The organism is Sphingobium sp. VMM (genome assembly GCF_056790315.1).
On sequence record NZ_JBXGSI010000011.1, the window covers coordinates 168753 to 182692 of the forward strand.

A 13940-nucleotide genomic window follows, 5' to 3' on the forward strand; every position below is an offset into this window, starting at 1 on the left:
GCCCGGAGCCTAAGCGACGGGATCGGCACGGCAGGGATCGTTACCCGGAGGGCGAAGACGGCGCAAAGCGACGGCTTCGTGAGCGGGCCATAGGCCCGCGAGTAGAGCCCGGTCGGCGGACCCGGAGGGACCGCCGAGCCGCCCGCAATCGCCTTCTTCCGAACCTGCTCCCGAACCGCTACAACGGCATGGTTCGCAGCCCGATCAGCTATGAACAGCGAGGCCATCATGGCGCGTACAATTGAAGAGGAAATGGAGTCCCTCCGGGAGGAGGAGCGGCGTCTTGCAAGCAAGAAGGCGCAGCTCGTCAAACGGGCTCGGGACGAGGCGATCAAGTCGGTCGAGAAGACCGGGTTGTTGAAGCTGGAGAGCAGGCGTCTCGAGGCTCTGGCCGGGCGGATCAAGTCGCTCGGAATCGAGGAAGTCGAGAAGCGGCTCGCGGCGTGACGCCGGTCTGCCGCGACTTCAGTCGCGGCACGGGCATGGGGGGCTCGATGCCCCTCATGCCCGTGTGGCTCGACAGAAAAATAGGGAGAGGCGTTGCCGCCCCTCCCTGTCGTTCAGAACTCGTCGGACATGCCGCCCGGGACCGTGTGAACCACGCGGTCGATAACCCCCATCGGGAGGGCGTCGTAGTCCCCCTCGTCGATGGCGATGAACCCGTCGATGTCGTCTTCGATGACATGCTGGTCGAAGAAGCTGTGGAGGGCGCGGCGCTCCGCGCAGGCGACCGCGGCGAGATAGGCGGTCTGCTCGGTGGCGATGAAAGTCGAGATGATCTGCATGGGAGCCTCCTGCTGTCTTGAGTGACAGCGGAGCGGGCGTCGGGCGTCCGAGATCGGGTCAAGGACCGCCGGCATCGCCGGCGGCCGCGAAGCGGGCGACGGGGGTGCCGATTTTGTCGTGGTTGCCGTGGAGCGCAGCGGAGCGGCGGCCGCGGCAAAATTGGGGGGACCGTCGATCCTTGAGGCGGTCTCGGACGCCTGACAGAATTGGACGTCAGTGAGAGACATTTACCCTCCGGCCCGGCCGATGCGTAGCGCCGTGCGGCCCGGAGGGGCCGTGCGAAAGCGAGCGAGCCGGGCCGGACGGCAGCCTACGTTTCAAGGGCTGCTGTAATGGGAGCTGGCGGCGGGACTTTCCCCGTAGCGCCATCGCGCCAGCGTTCGTCTTGTTCCTGTTTTTGCCCACTGCGCGCGCCCCCGGCCGCCGACAGCGTCTTGGTGCCGTCTTAGGTCTGTGTTAGTCCGCGTGTTGCGCCGCGAAGGCTGTGGCGCCGGGACTGGTAATCCCGTCGAGAAAGGCACGTCGGTGTGGTTTCCACGCCGGGGTGCCTGCGCATATGTCCAGGTGCCCCGGCACTAAAAGCGTAGGCGCATGTCTCGACGTGTTACCAGCCCCGGCTCCCGCGCCTGGCGCGGGAGCTGATTGGCGAGAAGCGATCCAGGCGGCTTCCTCGGGGGGTGGCGCTTCGGATGAGCTTCATGACCGTGACCGGAGGGGATGCCGATACAACGCGGGTGCTCGCGTTGGCCTTGATGCGTCAGACGGAGGAGTATCTGACGACGGTTGGGGAGCAGGAAGCGCTGCTCCATCTCCAACGCTCGATCGAGGCATTGCTGAAGTCGCCTTTGCGGAACACGGCGCCTCACTAGAACTCAAGCCCTGCTGGCATGAAAAAGGGGCGCCACGCCGTCAGGCGTAGCGCCCCTCCGCGGGTGGAGTGAGGGAGGCTCAGGCCCACTCGAACCGCGAGCTGTCATCCGTCTCCGCGGTGGCGATCAGGTGCGCCAGGCGGTCGGCGTATTGGTCGACATTCTGCTCCCGCATCCGGCGTCGGACAGCGGGGTTTTCGAGCCGCTTGCGTAGCTCGTCCACGGGCATTTCGCCGACGCTATCGGGTCGCAGCCCGAGGCTCTCCAGCAGGGCGCAGGCGTTGCCGGTAGCGAGGTCCATTTCGACGCCGAGGTCGGACGTGATGGACGGTCGCATCGCGACCGGACCATCCGGCCGGCTGCGGTAGAAGGAGACGCGCCGGTTGCGGAACTGCGCCTCGTCGAGGACGGCGATCGCATCCGTCGCGAAGTCGAAGACGCGCGCCATGCTGGCGAGAGCCAGCGGGCAGACGCGGGCCTCGAAGCTGTAGGCGAGAGGCCGCTCCTCGTCATCGTCGGGATCGATCAGCGCGAGGCCGAGCCGGCTTCCCTCCGCGCGAAGCAAGGAGCGGAAGGCGGCGAGCTGGCGGGCATTGATGGTGGCGGTCGGACCGTCACGATCATCGGCGGCAGTGGCAATGCGAAACACGATGGACATCTCTTGCCTCCTTTGGTTCGACACATCCCTCGATCCCCCTCTCCTTTGCTGCCCGGGACGTCGCTCTGCGTGGGGGCCGGCGGGCGTGGAGGCGTCAGCCAAGCTGGCAACCCGAACGGGGTTGCCGCGACGCGAGCGAGCACGCACGTCGGCGGGTCAGCCTTGCTGGTTCGTCGGTGCGTCCGGGGCGTCGTCGCGTATCTCGATGATCTCGCTGTCGCCGTCGTCGCGGACGAGGGCGGGCTTGCCCGCACGAGCCGCATCGACGGCAGCGTCCTGCAGCCAGTCGCCATATTCGCGCAGCACCTTGATCATATGCGCTTCGGCGCTGAGGCGGTGCGGGTGACTGGTGATGATCGTGTCGAACGACAGCGACTGGTGGACGGTCTGGATCGTCATGACGGCGGATCTCCGTTCGGTGAGATGAGGGTCGCCGGCGAGGCGTAGCGAGCGACAGGCGAAGGCCTGTTGCGACGCGAGCGAGGCGGGCGATCTGGAATGCGAGCGGCAGCTCAGTCCCAAGCGGCGCGATGGGGCTCGATGCCCCGGAGCGCCGCATTGGCACGACAGAAGAGGAAGGAGAGACGCCGGCCGAAGCCGGCGCCTCTCCCGAAGCGCTCAGGCGCGCTTGGCGGTGGTCTGATGCGCGAGACGGACGACGTGCAGCGGCACCCCGGCCTGACGCAGCTTCTGTGCGAGGTTCGCCTGGATGCCCGTGCCCTCGCAGACGACGGCTTCAACCGGCTTCAGCCCGAGGATGCGCTCGTTGCGGATGAAGGCGGCCTTGTTCCCGGCGCTGCGGTCCAGCATGAACTTGATGACCTTCACGCCCCGCGATGCGGCCCAGGCGTGCGCGATGGCGTCGGCACCCTTGGACTGCGCGGTGGTCGCCAGGATCATCTCCGGGATGCGCGCCTTGATCTTGTCGAGACCCTTGTAGAGCAGGTCGGCGTCGTTCCAATCCTTCTGGCCTCCGGAGAAGGCAACCACCGGACCCTCGGGCGCGAACTGCTCCCGGCGTTCCCGGCTGCGTGCGGCGAGGTAATCCCGCGCGTCGATCATCGAGGCGGTCAGGCCGCTTGAGACCCGGCTGCCACGGACCGGAGAGAAGGGCTTGCCGGTTTCAACGCGGTACACCTCGGCGGCATGGTCGCGCATGCACTCCATCGCTTCCCGGCAACCCTGCAGCGTCTGGCAGAGCGTCTGGGTGTCCTCCAGCTCGGTTGCGTAGATCTCGCTGGGGTCGAAGGCGCGGGCGAGTTCCCGCAGCTTGTTCGCCGCGTCGTCCTCGCGTCCCTCTATGCGCTTCGCAACGACGTGGAAGCTGTTCGCGAAGCCCCACGCGAGGTCTGCCGCGAAGGGCTCCATCCGAGTGTCGCGCAGCACGTCGAACATCGTCGCCATCATCATTTCGACAGCGGCTCGCACCTGCTCCGGATCGGGCATGTCCAGCTGCTCCGGCGCGTCGACGACGCTGAGCTTGGCCATCTCGCTGTGTTCGATGAACGCACCCTCGTAGGTCTGCGTCAGGGTGTCGTTGCGGCGCTCGTCGGCAACGAAGCTGGCGAGGTCGGCGAAGTTCGTGAAAGTGGTCATTTGAGCCTCCAAGGTTGATGTTCTCATCGTCTTGATGAGGCTCCTCCCCCGGCATTCGGTGGTCAGGTCGGTCAGGGACGTTAACCGGGAAGCCGGCAAGCCTCGTGCTCGCCGGACCCCGGTTAACGCCGCGAAGCGGGGCGTGGGGGAGCCGATTTTCTCGTGGTCGGCCCGTAGGGTCGGCCGCGTGAAAATTGGGGGAACCGCGCATCCTTGACCGGCCTGAATCCCCGGATGCCAAACTAGGAGGTCAGAGAGAGAGTTATTGGTTTGAGGTGTAGTACGACGACTGCCCAGAGGACCCGGCCGCGCGAGCGGCCGGTGCCACGATGGCGTCGTCGGATGCGGTTGGCAGTGGACCGCGATGACCGATCGCCGCCAGACGGCGAGCGGGGTGTCAGTCGCTTGTCCCCCGCAAGGGGATCGTTACCCGAATGGGCGGAAACCCGCCTGCGGGGTTCCGGTCGGCGCAGCCGACTAGAGCCCCGGTCCCGGCTTGGCCGGGATGCGCCGCAACACCTTCTCTCCGGCCACTCTCTCCTCGACCTGGCAGCCTCGGAAGGCTCCGGTCCCCCTCTCCTTTCAACCCCGGGCCGATGCGTTGCATGGTTCGGTCGATCGAAGGTGGTGGAAAGTTCAGGCGCAGCTCGTCTGGAGTTGGTGTCCAAGGGCGCGAGCAAGCGAAAAGGGGCGGCTTGCGCCGCCCCGCTGGTCAGTAGAACTCGACCCGGTCCGCGATGATCTCGCAGCCGTAGCGGTCGACGCCGTTGTCCTGCCACTTCGTATAGTGGAGTCGCCCCTCGACGGCGACCAGGTCGCCCTTCTGGCGGTTGGCGGCGATCGCCTTGGCGAGGCCGTTGAAGGTCGTGACCTTGTGGAACTCCACCTCCTTCGCGGTGAAGCCGGTCTGCGGATCCTTGTAGGTCTTGCCCTCCTTGTCGAGCTTCGGGCGGTCCGTCGCGACGATGATGGTGGTGATGCTGGTGTTGCCCGCGGTGCGCGTCGTGGGGTCCTTGGCAATACGGCCGACCAGGTTCACGTTGTTCATGCAAGCCTCCTTGGGTGCCGGCGGCCTCCCCGCCGGTGCCACTGATGAGCGGCGGCCGGGATCGCGTCGCACCGCGCGGGCGCAGCCCGCGCGGAGAACCCCTGGAGCGAGCTGGCGCGGGCAGGCGCGCCGAAGGCGCGGCAACACGGGCTCGCGGAGGGGGTTGCGATGCGGTCCCGGTCGCCGCAGGTGGCACTGCGAGGCGGGGTGGCTTCGCCGGCACCTCAAAAGAGGCTGGAATGGGCATGTGGACCGACCAGGGCGGTTCTCTCGCCAAGAGTCCCCAGGACGATCAGCGCATCGTGGGCAGCGTCAGCATTGCCATCTGCGCGGCGGACCCCTGCGAGACAGGGCAAGGCCTACAGAGCCGCGATCGGCCGCGAGGGAGGTCGGGGGCCACTCGGGTCGCGGCGCGGCCCGCCGGCGAATGCCGGCAATCGTGAGGGGCGCTGTCGTCGAGGGCGGCGCTCGCGAAGTGGCGATGGCGGTGTCGGTCGCGTGCTGCGTGACGTGCGCTCGGGTCGGTCCTGACCGCGGGGTGGCAGAGCCGACCCGATCGCACTGGCGAGCGTCCCTTCCGCAAGGGGATCGTCACCCGCATGGGCGGAAACCCGCTTGCGGGGTTCCGGTCGGCAAGGCCGACTAGAGCCCCGGTCCCGTCCGCGCTGAGCATCGCGAAGCGCGGTGGGATGCGCCGGTCAATGCGGCGTGTAGTCCCGGAAAGGGCGGCTGATGCGCAGAAACTGTGCCGGCCCCGTGGCGGCAGGGCCTGCATCGGCGGACCAGCGGCTGAGTTGGTCGATGTAGAGCCAGAGGCTCGCCAGGTCGTCGTTGATGAGGTCGTCGGTCATCGCCGCCTCGCGCGCGAACTGTTCGTCGAGAGCGGTCCAGTCGAGGGCGTCGAGGAAGCGCTCGCGCCGATCCGCGAAGCGGGCGAGCGCGGCGTAATCCCGTTCGGCCGTGGCGAGGTGCTGATCGAGGGAGAGAGGCATGGCGGCGGCTCCTGTCGGTGAGCCCGTAAGGGCGAACAAAGACAGGGCCCGCCTCGCCGGGGTGAGCGAAGCGAGCCCTGCAGGTCCGCGCGCGGGGGCTTGGACGCGCGGTGGGCAGGAGAGAACCGGGATGGGAGGCACCCCGGCCGGTCGGTCAGACCGTCTCGGGCTCGGCCGGCTGCGCGGCGCGGCGGCGACCGCCCTTGGCGGGCGTCTCCGGCGTGTCGCCGAAGCCGGTGCCGGCGGTGGATTCGCCGAGGCCGTCGGTGGCGCCGGTGGTCTCGCCGGCGGGCGCGTCGTCGGTGGTGCCGGGGAACGGCGGCAGGCCGTCGTCACCCTTGGGCGCCATCGCGGCGGCGACGTCGCGGCGGCGCTGCGGGCGCTGCCAGACGAGGTTGTACGACCCGTCCTGCTGGCGGAAGGCCGAGACGTAGAGCGGCTGCGCGAGGCTCGGATCGTCGATGCGGCCGTTCAGGAACGCCTCGCCGGTCGCGCTGGCGGTCAGCTCGAAGAGCGCGCCGACCTGCACCCACTCGCGCGAGCCCGGGTTGACGGCGTGGATCTCGTACTTCGGCGCCTTGGGGTTGGCGCTGCGGACCTCGCGGAGCGCGATGGTCATCGCGACGGTGAGGGTCGACACGCGGCCGATGAAGATGCCGGCGTCGTTCTGCTTGATGGAACCGATGTTCATGGCGAAACCTCCTGATGCTCTCGAACCCCTTGTCCGAGACACCTCACTCTCACCCCCTCTCCTCCCCGGCCGTCGGCCGGGCAGGCGCGCAAGCGCCCTCATCGCAAGCGCTCTTCGCGCGGCGATGGTCGTCGCTCCAGAGGGTCAGGGGGTCGATTGGCCGGCCTTTGTAGTTGCACGGATGGACGTGCGCTGGCATATACATGGCATATCCAAGGAGATGGGCCATGGCTCAGGCAATGCCGGCGACCGGCGCGCGCGCAGCGAAGCTGTTCCGCAACAATCGTAGTCAGGCGGTGAGGATTCCGGCCGAGTTCGAATTGCCCGGAACCTCGGTCCTTATTCACAAAGTGGGCGATAAGCTCATCATCGAGCCCGAGCCCAAGGCCGATCTCGCCACGATCTTGCGATCTCTATCCCCGCTCGGGCCGGAGGATCAGTTTCCCGACGATATCGACAAAGGCCTGGGATCGCTCCGAAGCGTCGATCTGTGACCGCCAAACGATACATGCTCGACACGAACATCGTATCGGACATGGTGCGCGATCCTCAGGGACGCGTGTTCCGCAAAGTTGTCGAACTCGACGGTGCAGGGCTTTGCGTCAGCATCATCACCGCGGCGGAGCTGCGTTATGGCTGCGCGAAGAAGGGGTCGTCCAAGCTGCTCGCTCAGGTCGAGGCGATCCTCGAAGGGCTGGAGATAATCCCGCTCGAGGTGCCGGTCGACGCGGAATATGGCGGTCTAAGGGCTGAGCTGGAGGCAGAGGGCAAGACGATCGGTCCGAACGATCTGCTCATCGGCGCACATGCGGTCACGATCGGCGCGACGCTCGTGACCGCCAACGAGGGCGAGTTTCGACGCATCCGGGGCCTTGAGGTCGAGAACTGGCTAATCTGAACGTACCATCGTGGGAGATCGGAGACGGCACGGCAGTGTGTCATCTCCGACCAGTCTGGCTTGGAGCTACAGCTTGCCACTGGCGATGCCAATCTGACGGTGGTTGGAAGACCGCCCCTCGGTCGGTTTAGAGGTGCAGACCTAGAAACGAAGCTCCGGGGACTGGATTGAACGAAATGGGTTCAGCCGGAATGAAGCCGAGATCTGCATATAGCTGACGAGCGGCAAGGAACTTAGCCTGGACGTCGAGCCGCATCTCACGATAGCCAACGGCGCGAGCCTCTGCGATCAGTCGCTCCGCAAGCTCGCGGCCAAGGTGCTTACCACGAGCCTCGGGGCGGACGTACAACCGTTTCATTTCACAGATAGTCGGCGTGACTTGCCGCATGGCGACACACCCCTCGATCACGTCGTCTGTCTCTGCGAGTAGAACGCATCCCTTGGGAGCAGCATACTTTTCGGTGAAGGTTGCGAACTCCGCCTCATTGTTCTGATAGTCGAGATTCACTGGAGAGTTGTTGATGAAATCACGCCAGATGCCGAGAACCGCCGCATTGTCGGTGGGAAACCTTGCCCGCCTGATGGTCGTCATATCCAGGTCTCCTTTCCCGCTTCACACCTCCTTGGTTTAGTATATAGCCCGGTATATATCAAGCTATGGAGTTAAGCATGAGCGACGTGATCCGCGACATGGGCGCGGGCTTCTTGGGAAGTCGGCTCAAGCGATTGGGAGAGCGGATGCAAGCCGGCGCAGCGCGGGTCATCACTGCGGCCGGACTGGAAGTGCAGCCCGCCCACATGCCCCTGCTTGTTGCCTTGGACGACCGGCCCCAGACGATCGGCCAGCTTGTTCAAGCGGTAGGCATCAGCCAGCCGGGAGTAACTCGAGGTGTCGCCCAGCTGGCGGAGTTGGGCCTAGTGAGGGCTGAAACGGGCAGCGACCAGCGACATCGGACAATCTCGCTCACTGACGATGGTGCTGCCGCAATCGTCCGCGCCAAGCTGTTCGTCTGGCCTCAAGTCAGCGAGGCGGTCGACAAGCTGCTGGCAGGACGATCCGACGAACTTCTGACGATCATCGCCGACGTCGAAGACGCGCTAGCGGCAACCCCGCTTGATCAACTGGCGGCTCAGGCCCAGCCCGAGGTATTATCTATCCGCGAGTATTCGGACGATCTCGCTAGAGAGTTCTACGACATCAACGCCGAATGGATCTCTGATATGTTCCGCATGGAAGCGACGGATCGGCAGACGTTGGAGAATCCCCGCACCAGCATTATCGGCGCGGGGGGCGTTGTACTGTTTGTCGAAGCCGCAGGGATGGGAATCATTGGAACGTGCGCGCTTCAGAAGACTAGCGCGACCGGCTTCGAGTTGACCAAAATGGGTGTCCGCAAGGCCGCCCGAGGGGTTAAGGCTGGTGAGTTTCTGTTAAACGCCGTTATACACAGGGCGCTCGCGCTCGGGGCCGACCCTCTTTACCTATTGACGAACAGCCGCTGCGGGGCCGCGATCCACCTTTACGAGAAGCTGGGCTTCCAACACGATCAAGACATCATGGCAGACTATGGCGCACGCTACGCTAGGTGCGACGTTGCGATGCGCTATGGCCGGGGTAAGGGTGTCGTGGTCTGATCACTGCCGGTTCGGGATGCTCGCAGGGGAGCGGGTAAGCAACCGCCCTGCCGGTGCGAGAAATAAAGGGGGCCGCGGTCCCCTTGGATCAGCCGAGGCCGATCATCTTGAGCGCCAGCGGACCGACCGTCCCGCCGATCGCGGCGATTCCGAGAATTGCGGCCAGCTGGACCCGGCTGAGCGTGATGCGGTTCTCGAACTTGCCGTCGATGTTGTCGAGCTTGCCGTTCATCGTCTTGAGCTGCGCCACGAGGTCGCGGTTCGCGGTATCGACTGTCCTCACGATGAAGTCCTCCGTGACTTCGCTAAGGTGTTGTGCCTCGTCGGGAGTGATACCCGCCTTCAGCGCGGCGCGAAAGAAAGTGATTTGAAAGCCAGCCATGTGAACCTCCATTGTTTGATGGCGGTTCCGCCCGGGCATGTGCCGCAAGGCAGTCGGGGACGCCGTTCCCGGCGCCGCGGAGCGGGCGGTGGGGGAGCCGATTTCGTGATCGCGTTAGCGGCGCGAAATTGGGGGCACCGCCGATCCTTGACGGCCGCCAGGCGGCGCATGTCACGGTGGGCGGACCAGCGAGAACCATCCACCCGTCCCTGGTTAGGTGAATGGAAACCCGATTTCTGTTAACTGTCCGCTCCGGGCTCGAACCGATCCGTCCTTCACGGGTTTGTACGGCATGCCCTTCGATGGGGACCGGCGCTCCTGCCAGGGCGTCGGTCCTTTTCGCAAGTGGATCGTCACCCGTCAGGGCGGAGACCCGCTCGCGGGGCTCCGGTCGGCGAAGCCGAGTAGAGCCGCGGTCCCGTCCGGAGCTTCAGCGCAGGGCGGGATGCGCCGACACCATTTTTTGGCTCTACAGGTCGCCGATCTCGGCGATCAGCGTCTCGGCATGGACCGCGGGCACGATCCAGTTGCTGTATTTCGGCTTCCAGGCGGCTCGGCCGTCGATGATCTCGACGACGGCAGGACCGACGCGGGCGCGGTCGGGCCACCAGAGCGCGGCATCGCCATTGTCGAAGTGCGTCACCCAGACCTTGCCGAGGCTGGTGTCGATGACCGACTTCGTCGTCACGCGAACAGGCCCGCGATCAGGTGCCAGATCGCGGCGCCATTGGCGAACCAGCCATAGGCTGTGAGCAGGCCGATTGCCGCGATGAACGTGCGAGCGGAGGGCGAGAGCGGTCCGGCCGGGGCACGATCCTCGAAGTCGATCATCATGGTCAGGCAGCGTCCTCGCTGCCGATGCCGCGCCAGCGGTGGAGAAGATCCATCACGTCGCCTCGATAGCCGAGGCTGTCAGCGTAGATCGCCCCCGGGTGACGCCCGAGGTATCGAACGACGCTGGTGATGTCGTCGGCGACCGATCGGTCGAGTCCGAACAGGTCCGCGATCGGGAAATGGCCGAGATCGGTGCCGTTCCACCATGCGAGGAGGAAATTGGCCACGCGGGCGGACTGGCCGGTGTCCGACTTGGCGAGGGCGAAAAGCCGGTCGAGCGCCGCGACGGGTGGTTGCTTGGCGTGCGTCTTCGGATGCCGGCGGAAGCTCAGGAAATGATCGGCACACACGCGCAGCGTGGTGTCCGAATAGTCGGGGCCGACCAGGTCGCGGAGGAGTTCGCGGGCAGCATTCTCGGCTTCTGCGCGTTCCTCGGGATTGATCGCGGTCGGTTGTGGCATGTCGGTTCCCCTCGCCAGGAGTGTATCTGCGAAATCGGGGCGGCGCGACCCGCAACTGCGTCAGCAGAAGCGGGGGCGCTCCGCGGGATAGGAGGGCGGTGCCGTCGTGGTGAAGACCAGCGAGCGGTGGCGACCGGCGTCGTAGGCGACGGAGTCGACCGGGCGCTTGTTCCGCTGAAGACGGTCGAGCAGCCGGTTGGCCCGGGACGCGATAGCTACGGCGGCGTCGTTGGTGGGCGCGAGAGCGAGGGGCCGGCGCAGCTCGCCGGTGTCGTACCACCAGCCACCTTCTTCGGGACCGCCATAGGCACGGTCCACCTCGTATAGGGCGACGATGTAACGCATGGGATCGGTCCTCAGGTCAGGGGAGCGGGCATGGCGAGCCATTCGGGCTCGTCGTCGGCGATCGGCTTGTCGAAGGTCGCGGCCTCGGCTTCGGTGAAGACGGTGGCTTCGCGCAGCCGTCCGAAGCCGGTTTCGTTGTTCCAGAAGCTGAGCCCGTATTCGGGGTGGCGGGTCGTCAGCACGAAGCCGTCGGTGCCCTCCTCGGTGTCGCGCTCGAGCGCACGCTCGAGCTGGCGCGCCGAGTTGCCGAAGGTCACGCCGGCAGCGGTGATGGCGGCATAGCCGCCCCCGAACTCGCTTGGGCGCAGGCGATCGCAATCGAGCGCGTATTCAAAGCCGCAGGGCAGTGCGGATTTGCAGGTCGCGAAGATCAGGAGCGCGACGGCGTCGACGCCGACCTGGTCGCCGTGGAAGAACGCGGAGATGCCGCCTGCGTCGTTGGGCGTATCGTCGACGTCGATCCGGCAGTCGAAGACGGGGAAGTCGGCGTCGTCGAACAGCGCGAGGAAGCCGCCGAAGGGATCGTCGGCGGTGGGCGGGAAGGCCGCGGCGAAGGCGGGGCCAAGCTGGTCGAACGCCTCCTGGCGGCCGAGCGCGTCGTCATCGTGATTTTCGAGCATGTCGCTCGCATCCTTCGCGAGCTGGAGCAGCTCGGCCTCTTCGGGCCGTACCGAGAGGATGAAGCTGGCCTTGGCGTAGTTGTTGGACATGGGAGAGGCTTCTCAGTGCGAGGTTTCGAGGCCGGGTGAGCCGGTGGGGTTGCCGCGCAGCATCCAGGGCGCGGGCTGGATCTGGCGCGCCCAGTCGGCGAAGCTCGGGATGCGGCCGAGGTCCTCGGTGACGTGCTGTTCGCCGATCAGGCGAACCGGCACGTCCCGCCCATCGCTGTTGCGGATCGTGACGCCGAAGATCGTCTCCAGCATGAAGATGCCTTCGGCGTGGTGCCGCAGCGCACGGTGGCGCGGGTCGGCGATGATCTTCTTGGACTCGTCGAACCAGGTATGCAGCGGGAGGTAGTCCTCCGGCTTGCCGCCCCAGCGCTTCACCGAGCTGAGCGCGTGGTAGTAGCAGTGGGACATGGCTCAGAGCTCCGACACGGTCGTATCGAAGGTTTCGATGCGCCAGTTGTGGGTGAGCGTGACCGTTCGCGGTTCGGTCAGGATCTCCAGTTCGCCGCAGGAGCCGGCATTGTCCTCCCAGCCCATGTAGAGGGCGCAGAGGGCCTCCGTGGCGAAGCTGTCGAGCGCGGATGCGAGATCGGTGACGTCGCTGGCGATCGTGCCGTCGTAGCCGAGCTGGTGGCGATCGCAGTCGACCGTGGGCAGGTCGACCTGCTCGCCTGCGGCGTCGAACGCGAGGACGTCGCTGACCTGTCCCTCGTCGCCCTCGCCGTTGTAGTCGATGGTCACGCGGGCGATGCCGTGGGCGGCGAGGATCGGGAAGATGGCCTGCTTGCAGGCCTCGAAGGTGGTGGCCGCGGCGGGCGCGATAGTGGCGGTGTCGCTCATGCCGGCACCTGTTCGAGACGGGCCTTCGCCTCGGCCGCGATCTGCGGATAGGCGGCGGCAAGGTTGCCGTTGAGCAGAGCGAAATCGGCGAGCGGGAAGCTCCCATCCGGGGCGGGCCGGGTCGTCATCATCGCGCCGAGGATCACCTCGTCGAGGCTGCGCGGCGCGGTCGCGCTATGCCCGTCATCGTAGCGGACAGGGGCGGTGAAACCGGCCTCGATCCAGCTTCCCAGGCCGTCTTCCACCTCGGCGACATAGGCATCGACCGTGTCGTTGCGGGCGACGTCCCAGACCTTCAGGCCGAGCGTGTAGTAGGTGCCGAAGTCGTGTCGGTTGGTCAGGATGACCAGCGTGCAGCCCTCGGGCGGAGCCCCGAAGCGGGCGTTGATCGCGGCGCGGTAGCATTCGACCTCGAGCCGGTTGAGCCGGGAGAAGTCGTCCGTCTGGCCGAGCTGCGCACAAGGTTCGTTGGCGGGCGTTCCGCCCAGGTCGTAGGTGTCGTACATCGTCGGACTCCACTGGTTCGCGTGATCCGAGACCCCGATCCCCCTCCCCTTGCCGCTGGGTCGAAGGGGGCGGGCGAAACGAAGACAGGGCCCGCTTCGGGAGAAGCGAGCCCTGTCGGCGGGGGTCGGTGGTGGCGGATCAGCCGGCGAACGCGCCGGCGGTGGATTCGCCGAGGCCGTCGGTGGCGCCGGTGGTCTCGCCGGCGGGCGCGTCGTCGGTGGTGCCGGGGAACGGCGGCAGGCCGTCGTCACCCTTGGGGGCCATCGCGGCGGCGACGTCGCGGCGGCGCTGCGGGCGCTGCCAGACGAGGTTGTACGACCCGTCCTGCTGGCGGAAGGCCGAGACGTAGAGCGGCTGCGCGAGGCTGGGATCGTCGATGCGGCCGTTCAGGAACGCCTCGCCGGTCGCGCTGGCGGTCAGCTCGAAGAGCGCGCCGACCTGCACCCACTCGCGCGAGCCCGGGTTGACGGCGTGGATCTCGTACTTCGGCGCCTTGGGGTTGACGCTGCGGACCTCGCGGAGCGCGATGGTCATCGCGACGGTGAGGGTCGACACGCGGCCGATGAAGATGCCGGCGTCGTTCTGCTTGATGGAACCGATGTTCATGGCGAAACCTCCTGATGCTCTCGAACCCCTTGTCCGAGACACCTCACTCTCACCCCCTCTCCTCCCCGGCCGTCGGCCGGGCAGGCGCGCAAGCGCCCTCATCGCAAGCGCTCTTCGCGCGGCG

General features: G+C 66.5%; 23 protein-coding genes. 5 read left to right on the forward strand and 18 right to left on the reverse strand.

The genetic code is table 11. The features are described from left to right. Positions 1–210: 210 nt before the first annotated feature. Positions 211–447, forward strand: coding sequence for a hypothetical protein (locus ACUCV3_RS15965; protein ID WP_260591676.1), 237 nt, complete (start codon positions 211–213; stop codon positions 445–447). Between the two features lie 113 nt (positions 448–560). Here the strand turns inward: ACUCV3_RS15965 and ACUCV3_RS15970 are convergent, their stop codons facing one another. After that, on the reverse strand, positions 561–785 hold the full coding sequence (locus tag ACUCV3_RS15970; RefSeq protein ID WP_482240858.1) for a hypothetical protein: 225 nt from the start codon (positions 783–785) through the stop codon (positions 561–563). A gap of 690 nt (positions 786–1475) precedes the next feature. Between ACUCV3_RS15970 and ACUCV3_RS15975 the strand changes: the two genes are divergently transcribed. Next, complete coding sequence (locus ACUCV3_RS15975; RefSeq protein ID WP_482240859.1) at positions 1476–1655, forward strand: hypothetical protein; 180 nt, start codon at positions 1476–1478, stop codon at positions 1653–1655. 79 nt (positions 1656–1734) lie between these two features. Here ACUCV3_RS15975 and ACUCV3_RS15980 read toward each other — a convergent pair whose 3' ends face one another. From ACUCV3_RS15980 to ACUCV3_RS16005, 6 genes are all read right to left on the reverse strand, one after another. Beyond that, a complete protein-coding gene (locus ACUCV3_RS15980) occupies positions 1735–2313 on the reverse strand; it encodes a hypothetical protein (RefSeq protein WP_482240860.1) in 579 nt (192 codons plus the stop codon). Positions 2314–2469: 156 nt separating this feature from the next. Next, positions 2470–2712, reverse strand: coding sequence for a hypothetical protein (locus ACUCV3_RS15985; RefSeq protein WP_482240861.1), 243 nt, complete (start codon positions 2710–2712; stop codon positions 2470–2472). 219 nt (positions 2713–2931) lie between these two features. Further along, positions 2932–3909, reverse strand: coding sequence for a DUF2493 domain-containing protein (locus tag ACUCV3_RS15990; RefSeq protein WP_482240862.1), 978 nt, complete (start codon positions 3907–3909; stop codon positions 2932–2934). Between the two features lie 712 nt (positions 3910–4621). Next, entirely contained in the window at positions 4622–4957 is a 336-nt protein-coding gene (locus tag ACUCV3_RS15995; RefSeq protein ID WP_126849342.1) for a single-stranded DNA-binding protein, read from the reverse strand. A gap of 698 nt (positions 4958–5655) precedes the next feature. Beyond that, positions 5656–5949: a hypothetical protein gene (locus ACUCV3_RS16000; RefSeq protein ID WP_482240863.1), complete on the reverse strand. Its 294-nt coding sequence runs from the start codon at positions 5947–5949 to the stop codon at positions 5656–5658. Positions 5950–6103: 154 nt separating this feature from the next. Beyond that, a complete protein-coding gene (locus ACUCV3_RS16005; protein WP_482240864.1) occupies positions 6104–6640 on the reverse strand; it encodes a DUF736 domain-containing protein in 537 nt (178 codons plus the stop codon). A 227-nt stretch (positions 6641–6867) separates the two neighbouring features. Between ACUCV3_RS16005 and ACUCV3_RS16010 the strand changes: the two genes are divergently transcribed. Continuing rightward, the gene (locus tag ACUCV3_RS16010) at positions 6868–7134 is read left to right on the forward strand and encodes an antitoxin (RefSeq protein WP_482240865.1); all 267 of its coding nucleotides are present in this window, start codon (positions 6868–6870) and stop codon (positions 7132–7134) included. A 14-nt stretch (positions 7135–7148) separates the two neighbouring features. Beyond that, positions 7149–7538: a PIN domain-containing protein gene (locus ACUCV3_RS16015; protein WP_482240866.1), complete on the forward strand. Its 390-nt coding sequence runs from the start codon at positions 7149–7151 to the stop codon at positions 7536–7538. Positions 7539–7665: 127 nt separating this feature from the next. Here ACUCV3_RS16015 and ACUCV3_RS16020 read toward each other — a convergent pair whose 3' ends face one another. Beyond that, the gene (locus ACUCV3_RS16020) at positions 7666–8130 is read right to left on the reverse strand and encodes an N-acetyltransferase family protein (RefSeq protein WP_482240867.1); all 465 of its coding nucleotides are present in this window, start codon (positions 8128–8130) and stop codon (positions 7666–7668) included. A 77-nt stretch (positions 8131–8207) separates the two neighbouring features. On the opposite strand from ACUCV3_RS16020, the gene ACUCV3_RS16025 reads away from it, so the two are divergent. Continuing rightward, positions 8208–9173: a bifunctional helix-turn-helix transcriptional regulator/GNAT family N-acetyltransferase gene (locus ACUCV3_RS16025; protein ID WP_482240868.1), complete on the forward strand. Its 966-nt coding sequence runs from the start codon at positions 8208–8210 to the stop codon at positions 9171–9173. Between the two features lie 88 nt (positions 9174–9261). Here the strand turns inward: ACUCV3_RS16025 and ACUCV3_RS16030 are convergent, their stop codons facing one another. From ACUCV3_RS16030 to ACUCV3_RS16075, 10 genes are all read right to left on the reverse strand, one after another. Further along, positions 9262–9555 carry a hypothetical protein gene (locus ACUCV3_RS16030; RefSeq protein WP_294443870.1) on the reverse strand — a complete coding sequence of 98 codons (294 nt, stop codon included), beginning with the start codon at positions 9553–9555 and terminating at the stop codon, positions 9262–9264. Positions 9556–10024: 469 nt separating this feature from the next. After that, entirely contained in the window at positions 10025–10243 is a 219-nt protein-coding gene (locus ACUCV3_RS16035) for a hypothetical protein (protein WP_304537280.1), read from the reverse strand. After that, a complete protein-coding gene (locus ACUCV3_RS16040) occupies positions 10240–10389 on the reverse strand; it encodes a hypothetical protein (protein WP_482240869.1) in 150 nt (49 codons plus the stop codon). The genes ACUCV3_RS16035 and ACUCV3_RS16040 overlap by 4 nt, the downstream gene beginning before the upstream one ends. Before the next feature lie 2 nt (positions 10390–10391). After that, the gene (locus ACUCV3_RS16045) at positions 10392–10850 is read right to left on the reverse strand and encodes a DUF7673 family protein (RefSeq protein WP_482240870.1); all 459 of its coding nucleotides are present in this window, start codon (positions 10848–10850) and stop codon (positions 10392–10394) included. A gap of 60 nt (positions 10851–10910) precedes the next feature. Next, a complete protein-coding gene (locus ACUCV3_RS16050) occupies positions 10911–11195 on the reverse strand; it encodes a hypothetical protein (RefSeq protein ID WP_482240871.1) in 285 nt (94 codons plus the stop codon). An 11-nt stretch (positions 11196–11206) separates the two neighbouring features. Beyond that, positions 11207–11905 carry a hypothetical protein gene (locus ACUCV3_RS16055; protein WP_482240872.1) on the reverse strand — a complete coding sequence of 233 codons (699 nt, stop codon included), beginning with the start codon at positions 11903–11905 and terminating at the stop codon, positions 11207–11209. A gap of 12 nt (positions 11906–11917) precedes the next feature. Then, positions 11918–12274, reverse strand: coding sequence for a DUF6915 family protein (locus ACUCV3_RS16060; protein ID WP_304537284.1), 357 nt, complete (start codon positions 12272–12274; stop codon positions 11918–11920). Between the two features lie 3 nt (positions 12275–12277). After that, positions 12278–12703 carry a DUF6878 family protein gene (locus tag ACUCV3_RS16065; protein WP_482240873.1) on the reverse strand — a complete coding sequence of 142 codons (426 nt, stop codon included), beginning with the start codon at positions 12701–12703 and terminating at the stop codon, positions 12278–12280. Then, complete coding sequence (locus tag ACUCV3_RS16070; RefSeq protein ID WP_482240874.1) at positions 12700–13209, reverse strand: hypothetical protein; 510 nt, start codon at positions 13207–13209, stop codon at positions 12700–12702. The genes ACUCV3_RS16065 and ACUCV3_RS16070 overlap by 4 nt, the downstream gene beginning before the upstream one ends. Before the next feature lie 139 nt (positions 13210–13348). Then, complete coding sequence (locus tag ACUCV3_RS16075) at positions 13349–13816, reverse strand: DUF736 domain-containing protein (RefSeq protein ID WP_482240875.1); 468 nt, start codon at positions 13814–13816, stop codon at positions 13349–13351. Positions 13817–13940 lie beyond the last annotated feature (124 nt).

Excerpts from the sequence above, each read along its gene's own strand:
- ACUCV3_RS16060 (WP_304537284.1), bottom strand. The coding sequence starts at position 12,274 with ATGTCCCACTGCTACTACCACGCGCTCAGCTCGGTGAAGCGCTGGGGC.
- ACUCV3_RS15975 (WP_482240859.1), top strand. The coding sequence starts at position 1,476 with ATGAGCTTCATGACCGTGACCGGAGGGGATGCCGATACAACGCGGGTG.
- ACUCV3_RS16045 (WP_482240870.1), bottom strand. The coding sequence starts at position 10,850 with ATGCCACAACCGACCGCGATCAATCCCGAGGAACGCGCAGAAGCCGAG.
- ACUCV3_RS16015 (WP_482240866.1), top strand. The coding sequence starts at position 7,149 with ATGCTCGACACGAACATCGTATCGGACATGGTGCGCGATCCTCAGGGA.
- ACUCV3_RS16055 (WP_482240872.1), bottom strand. The coding sequence starts at position 11,905 with ATGTCCAACAACTACGCCAAGGCCAGCTTCATCCTCTCGGTACGGCCC.
- ACUCV3_RS16025 (WP_482240868.1), top strand. The coding sequence starts at position 8,208 with ATGAGCGACGTGATCCGCGACATGGGCGCGGGCTTCTTGGGAAGTCGG.
- ACUCV3_RS16030 (WP_294443870.1), bottom strand. The coding sequence starts at position 9,555 with ATGGCTGGCTTTCAAATCACTTTCTTTCGCGCCGCGCTGAAGGCGGGT.
- ACUCV3_RS15970 (WP_482240858.1), bottom strand. The coding sequence starts at position 785 with ATGCAGATCATCTCGACTTTCATCGCCACCGAGCAGACCGCCTATCTC.
- ACUCV3_RS15965 (WP_260591676.1), top strand. The coding sequence starts at position 211 with ATGAACAGCGAGGCCATCATGGCGCGTACAATTGAAGAGGAAATGGAG.
- ACUCV3_RS16040 (WP_482240869.1), bottom strand. The coding sequence starts at position 10,389 with ATGATGATCGACTTCGAGGATCGTGCCCCGGCCGGACCGCTCTCGCCC.
- ACUCV3_RS15990 (WP_482240862.1), bottom strand. The coding sequence starts at position 3,909 with ATGACCACTTTCACGAACTTCGCCGACCTCGCCAGCTTCGTTGCCGAC.
- ACUCV3_RS16005 (WP_482240864.1), bottom strand. The coding sequence starts at position 6,640 with ATGAACATCGGTTCCATCAAGCAGAACGACGCCGGCATCTTCATCGGC.
- ACUCV3_RS16010 (WP_482240865.1), top strand. The coding sequence starts at position 6,868 with ATGGCTCAGGCAATGCCGGCGACCGGCGCGCGCGCAGCGAAGCTGTTC.
- ACUCV3_RS16050 (WP_482240871.1), bottom strand. The coding sequence starts at position 11,195 with ATGCGTTACATCGTCGCCCTATACGAGGTGGACCGTGCCTATGGCGGT.
- ACUCV3_RS15980 (WP_482240860.1), bottom strand. The coding sequence starts at position 2,313 with ATGTCCATCGTGTTTCGCATTGCCACTGCCGCCGATGATCGTGACGGT.
- ACUCV3_RS16000 (WP_482240863.1), bottom strand. The coding sequence starts at position 5,949 with ATGCCTCTCTCCCTCGATCAGCACCTCGCCACGGCCGAACGGGATTAC.
- ACUCV3_RS16065 (WP_482240873.1), bottom strand. The coding sequence starts at position 12,703 with ATGAGCGACACCGCCACTATCGCGCCCGCCGCGGCCACCACCTTCGAG.
- ACUCV3_RS16020 (WP_482240867.1), bottom strand. The coding sequence starts at position 8,130 with ATGACGACCATCAGGCGGGCAAGGTTTCCCACCGACAATGCGGCGGTT.
- ACUCV3_RS16075 (WP_482240875.1), bottom strand. The coding sequence starts at position 13,816 with ATGAACATCGGTTCCATCAAGCAGAACGACGCCGGCATCTTCATCGGC.
- ACUCV3_RS15995 (WP_126849342.1), bottom strand. The coding sequence starts at position 4,957 with ATGAACAACGTGAACCTGGTCGGCCGTATTGCCAAGGACCCCACGACG.
- ACUCV3_RS16070 (WP_482240874.1), bottom strand. The coding sequence starts at position 13,209 with ATGTACGACACCTACGACCTGGGCGGAACGCCCGCCAACGAACCTTGT.
- ACUCV3_RS15985 (WP_482240861.1), bottom strand. The coding sequence starts at position 2,712 with ATGACGATCCAGACCGTCCACCAGTCGCTGTCGTTCGACACGATCATC.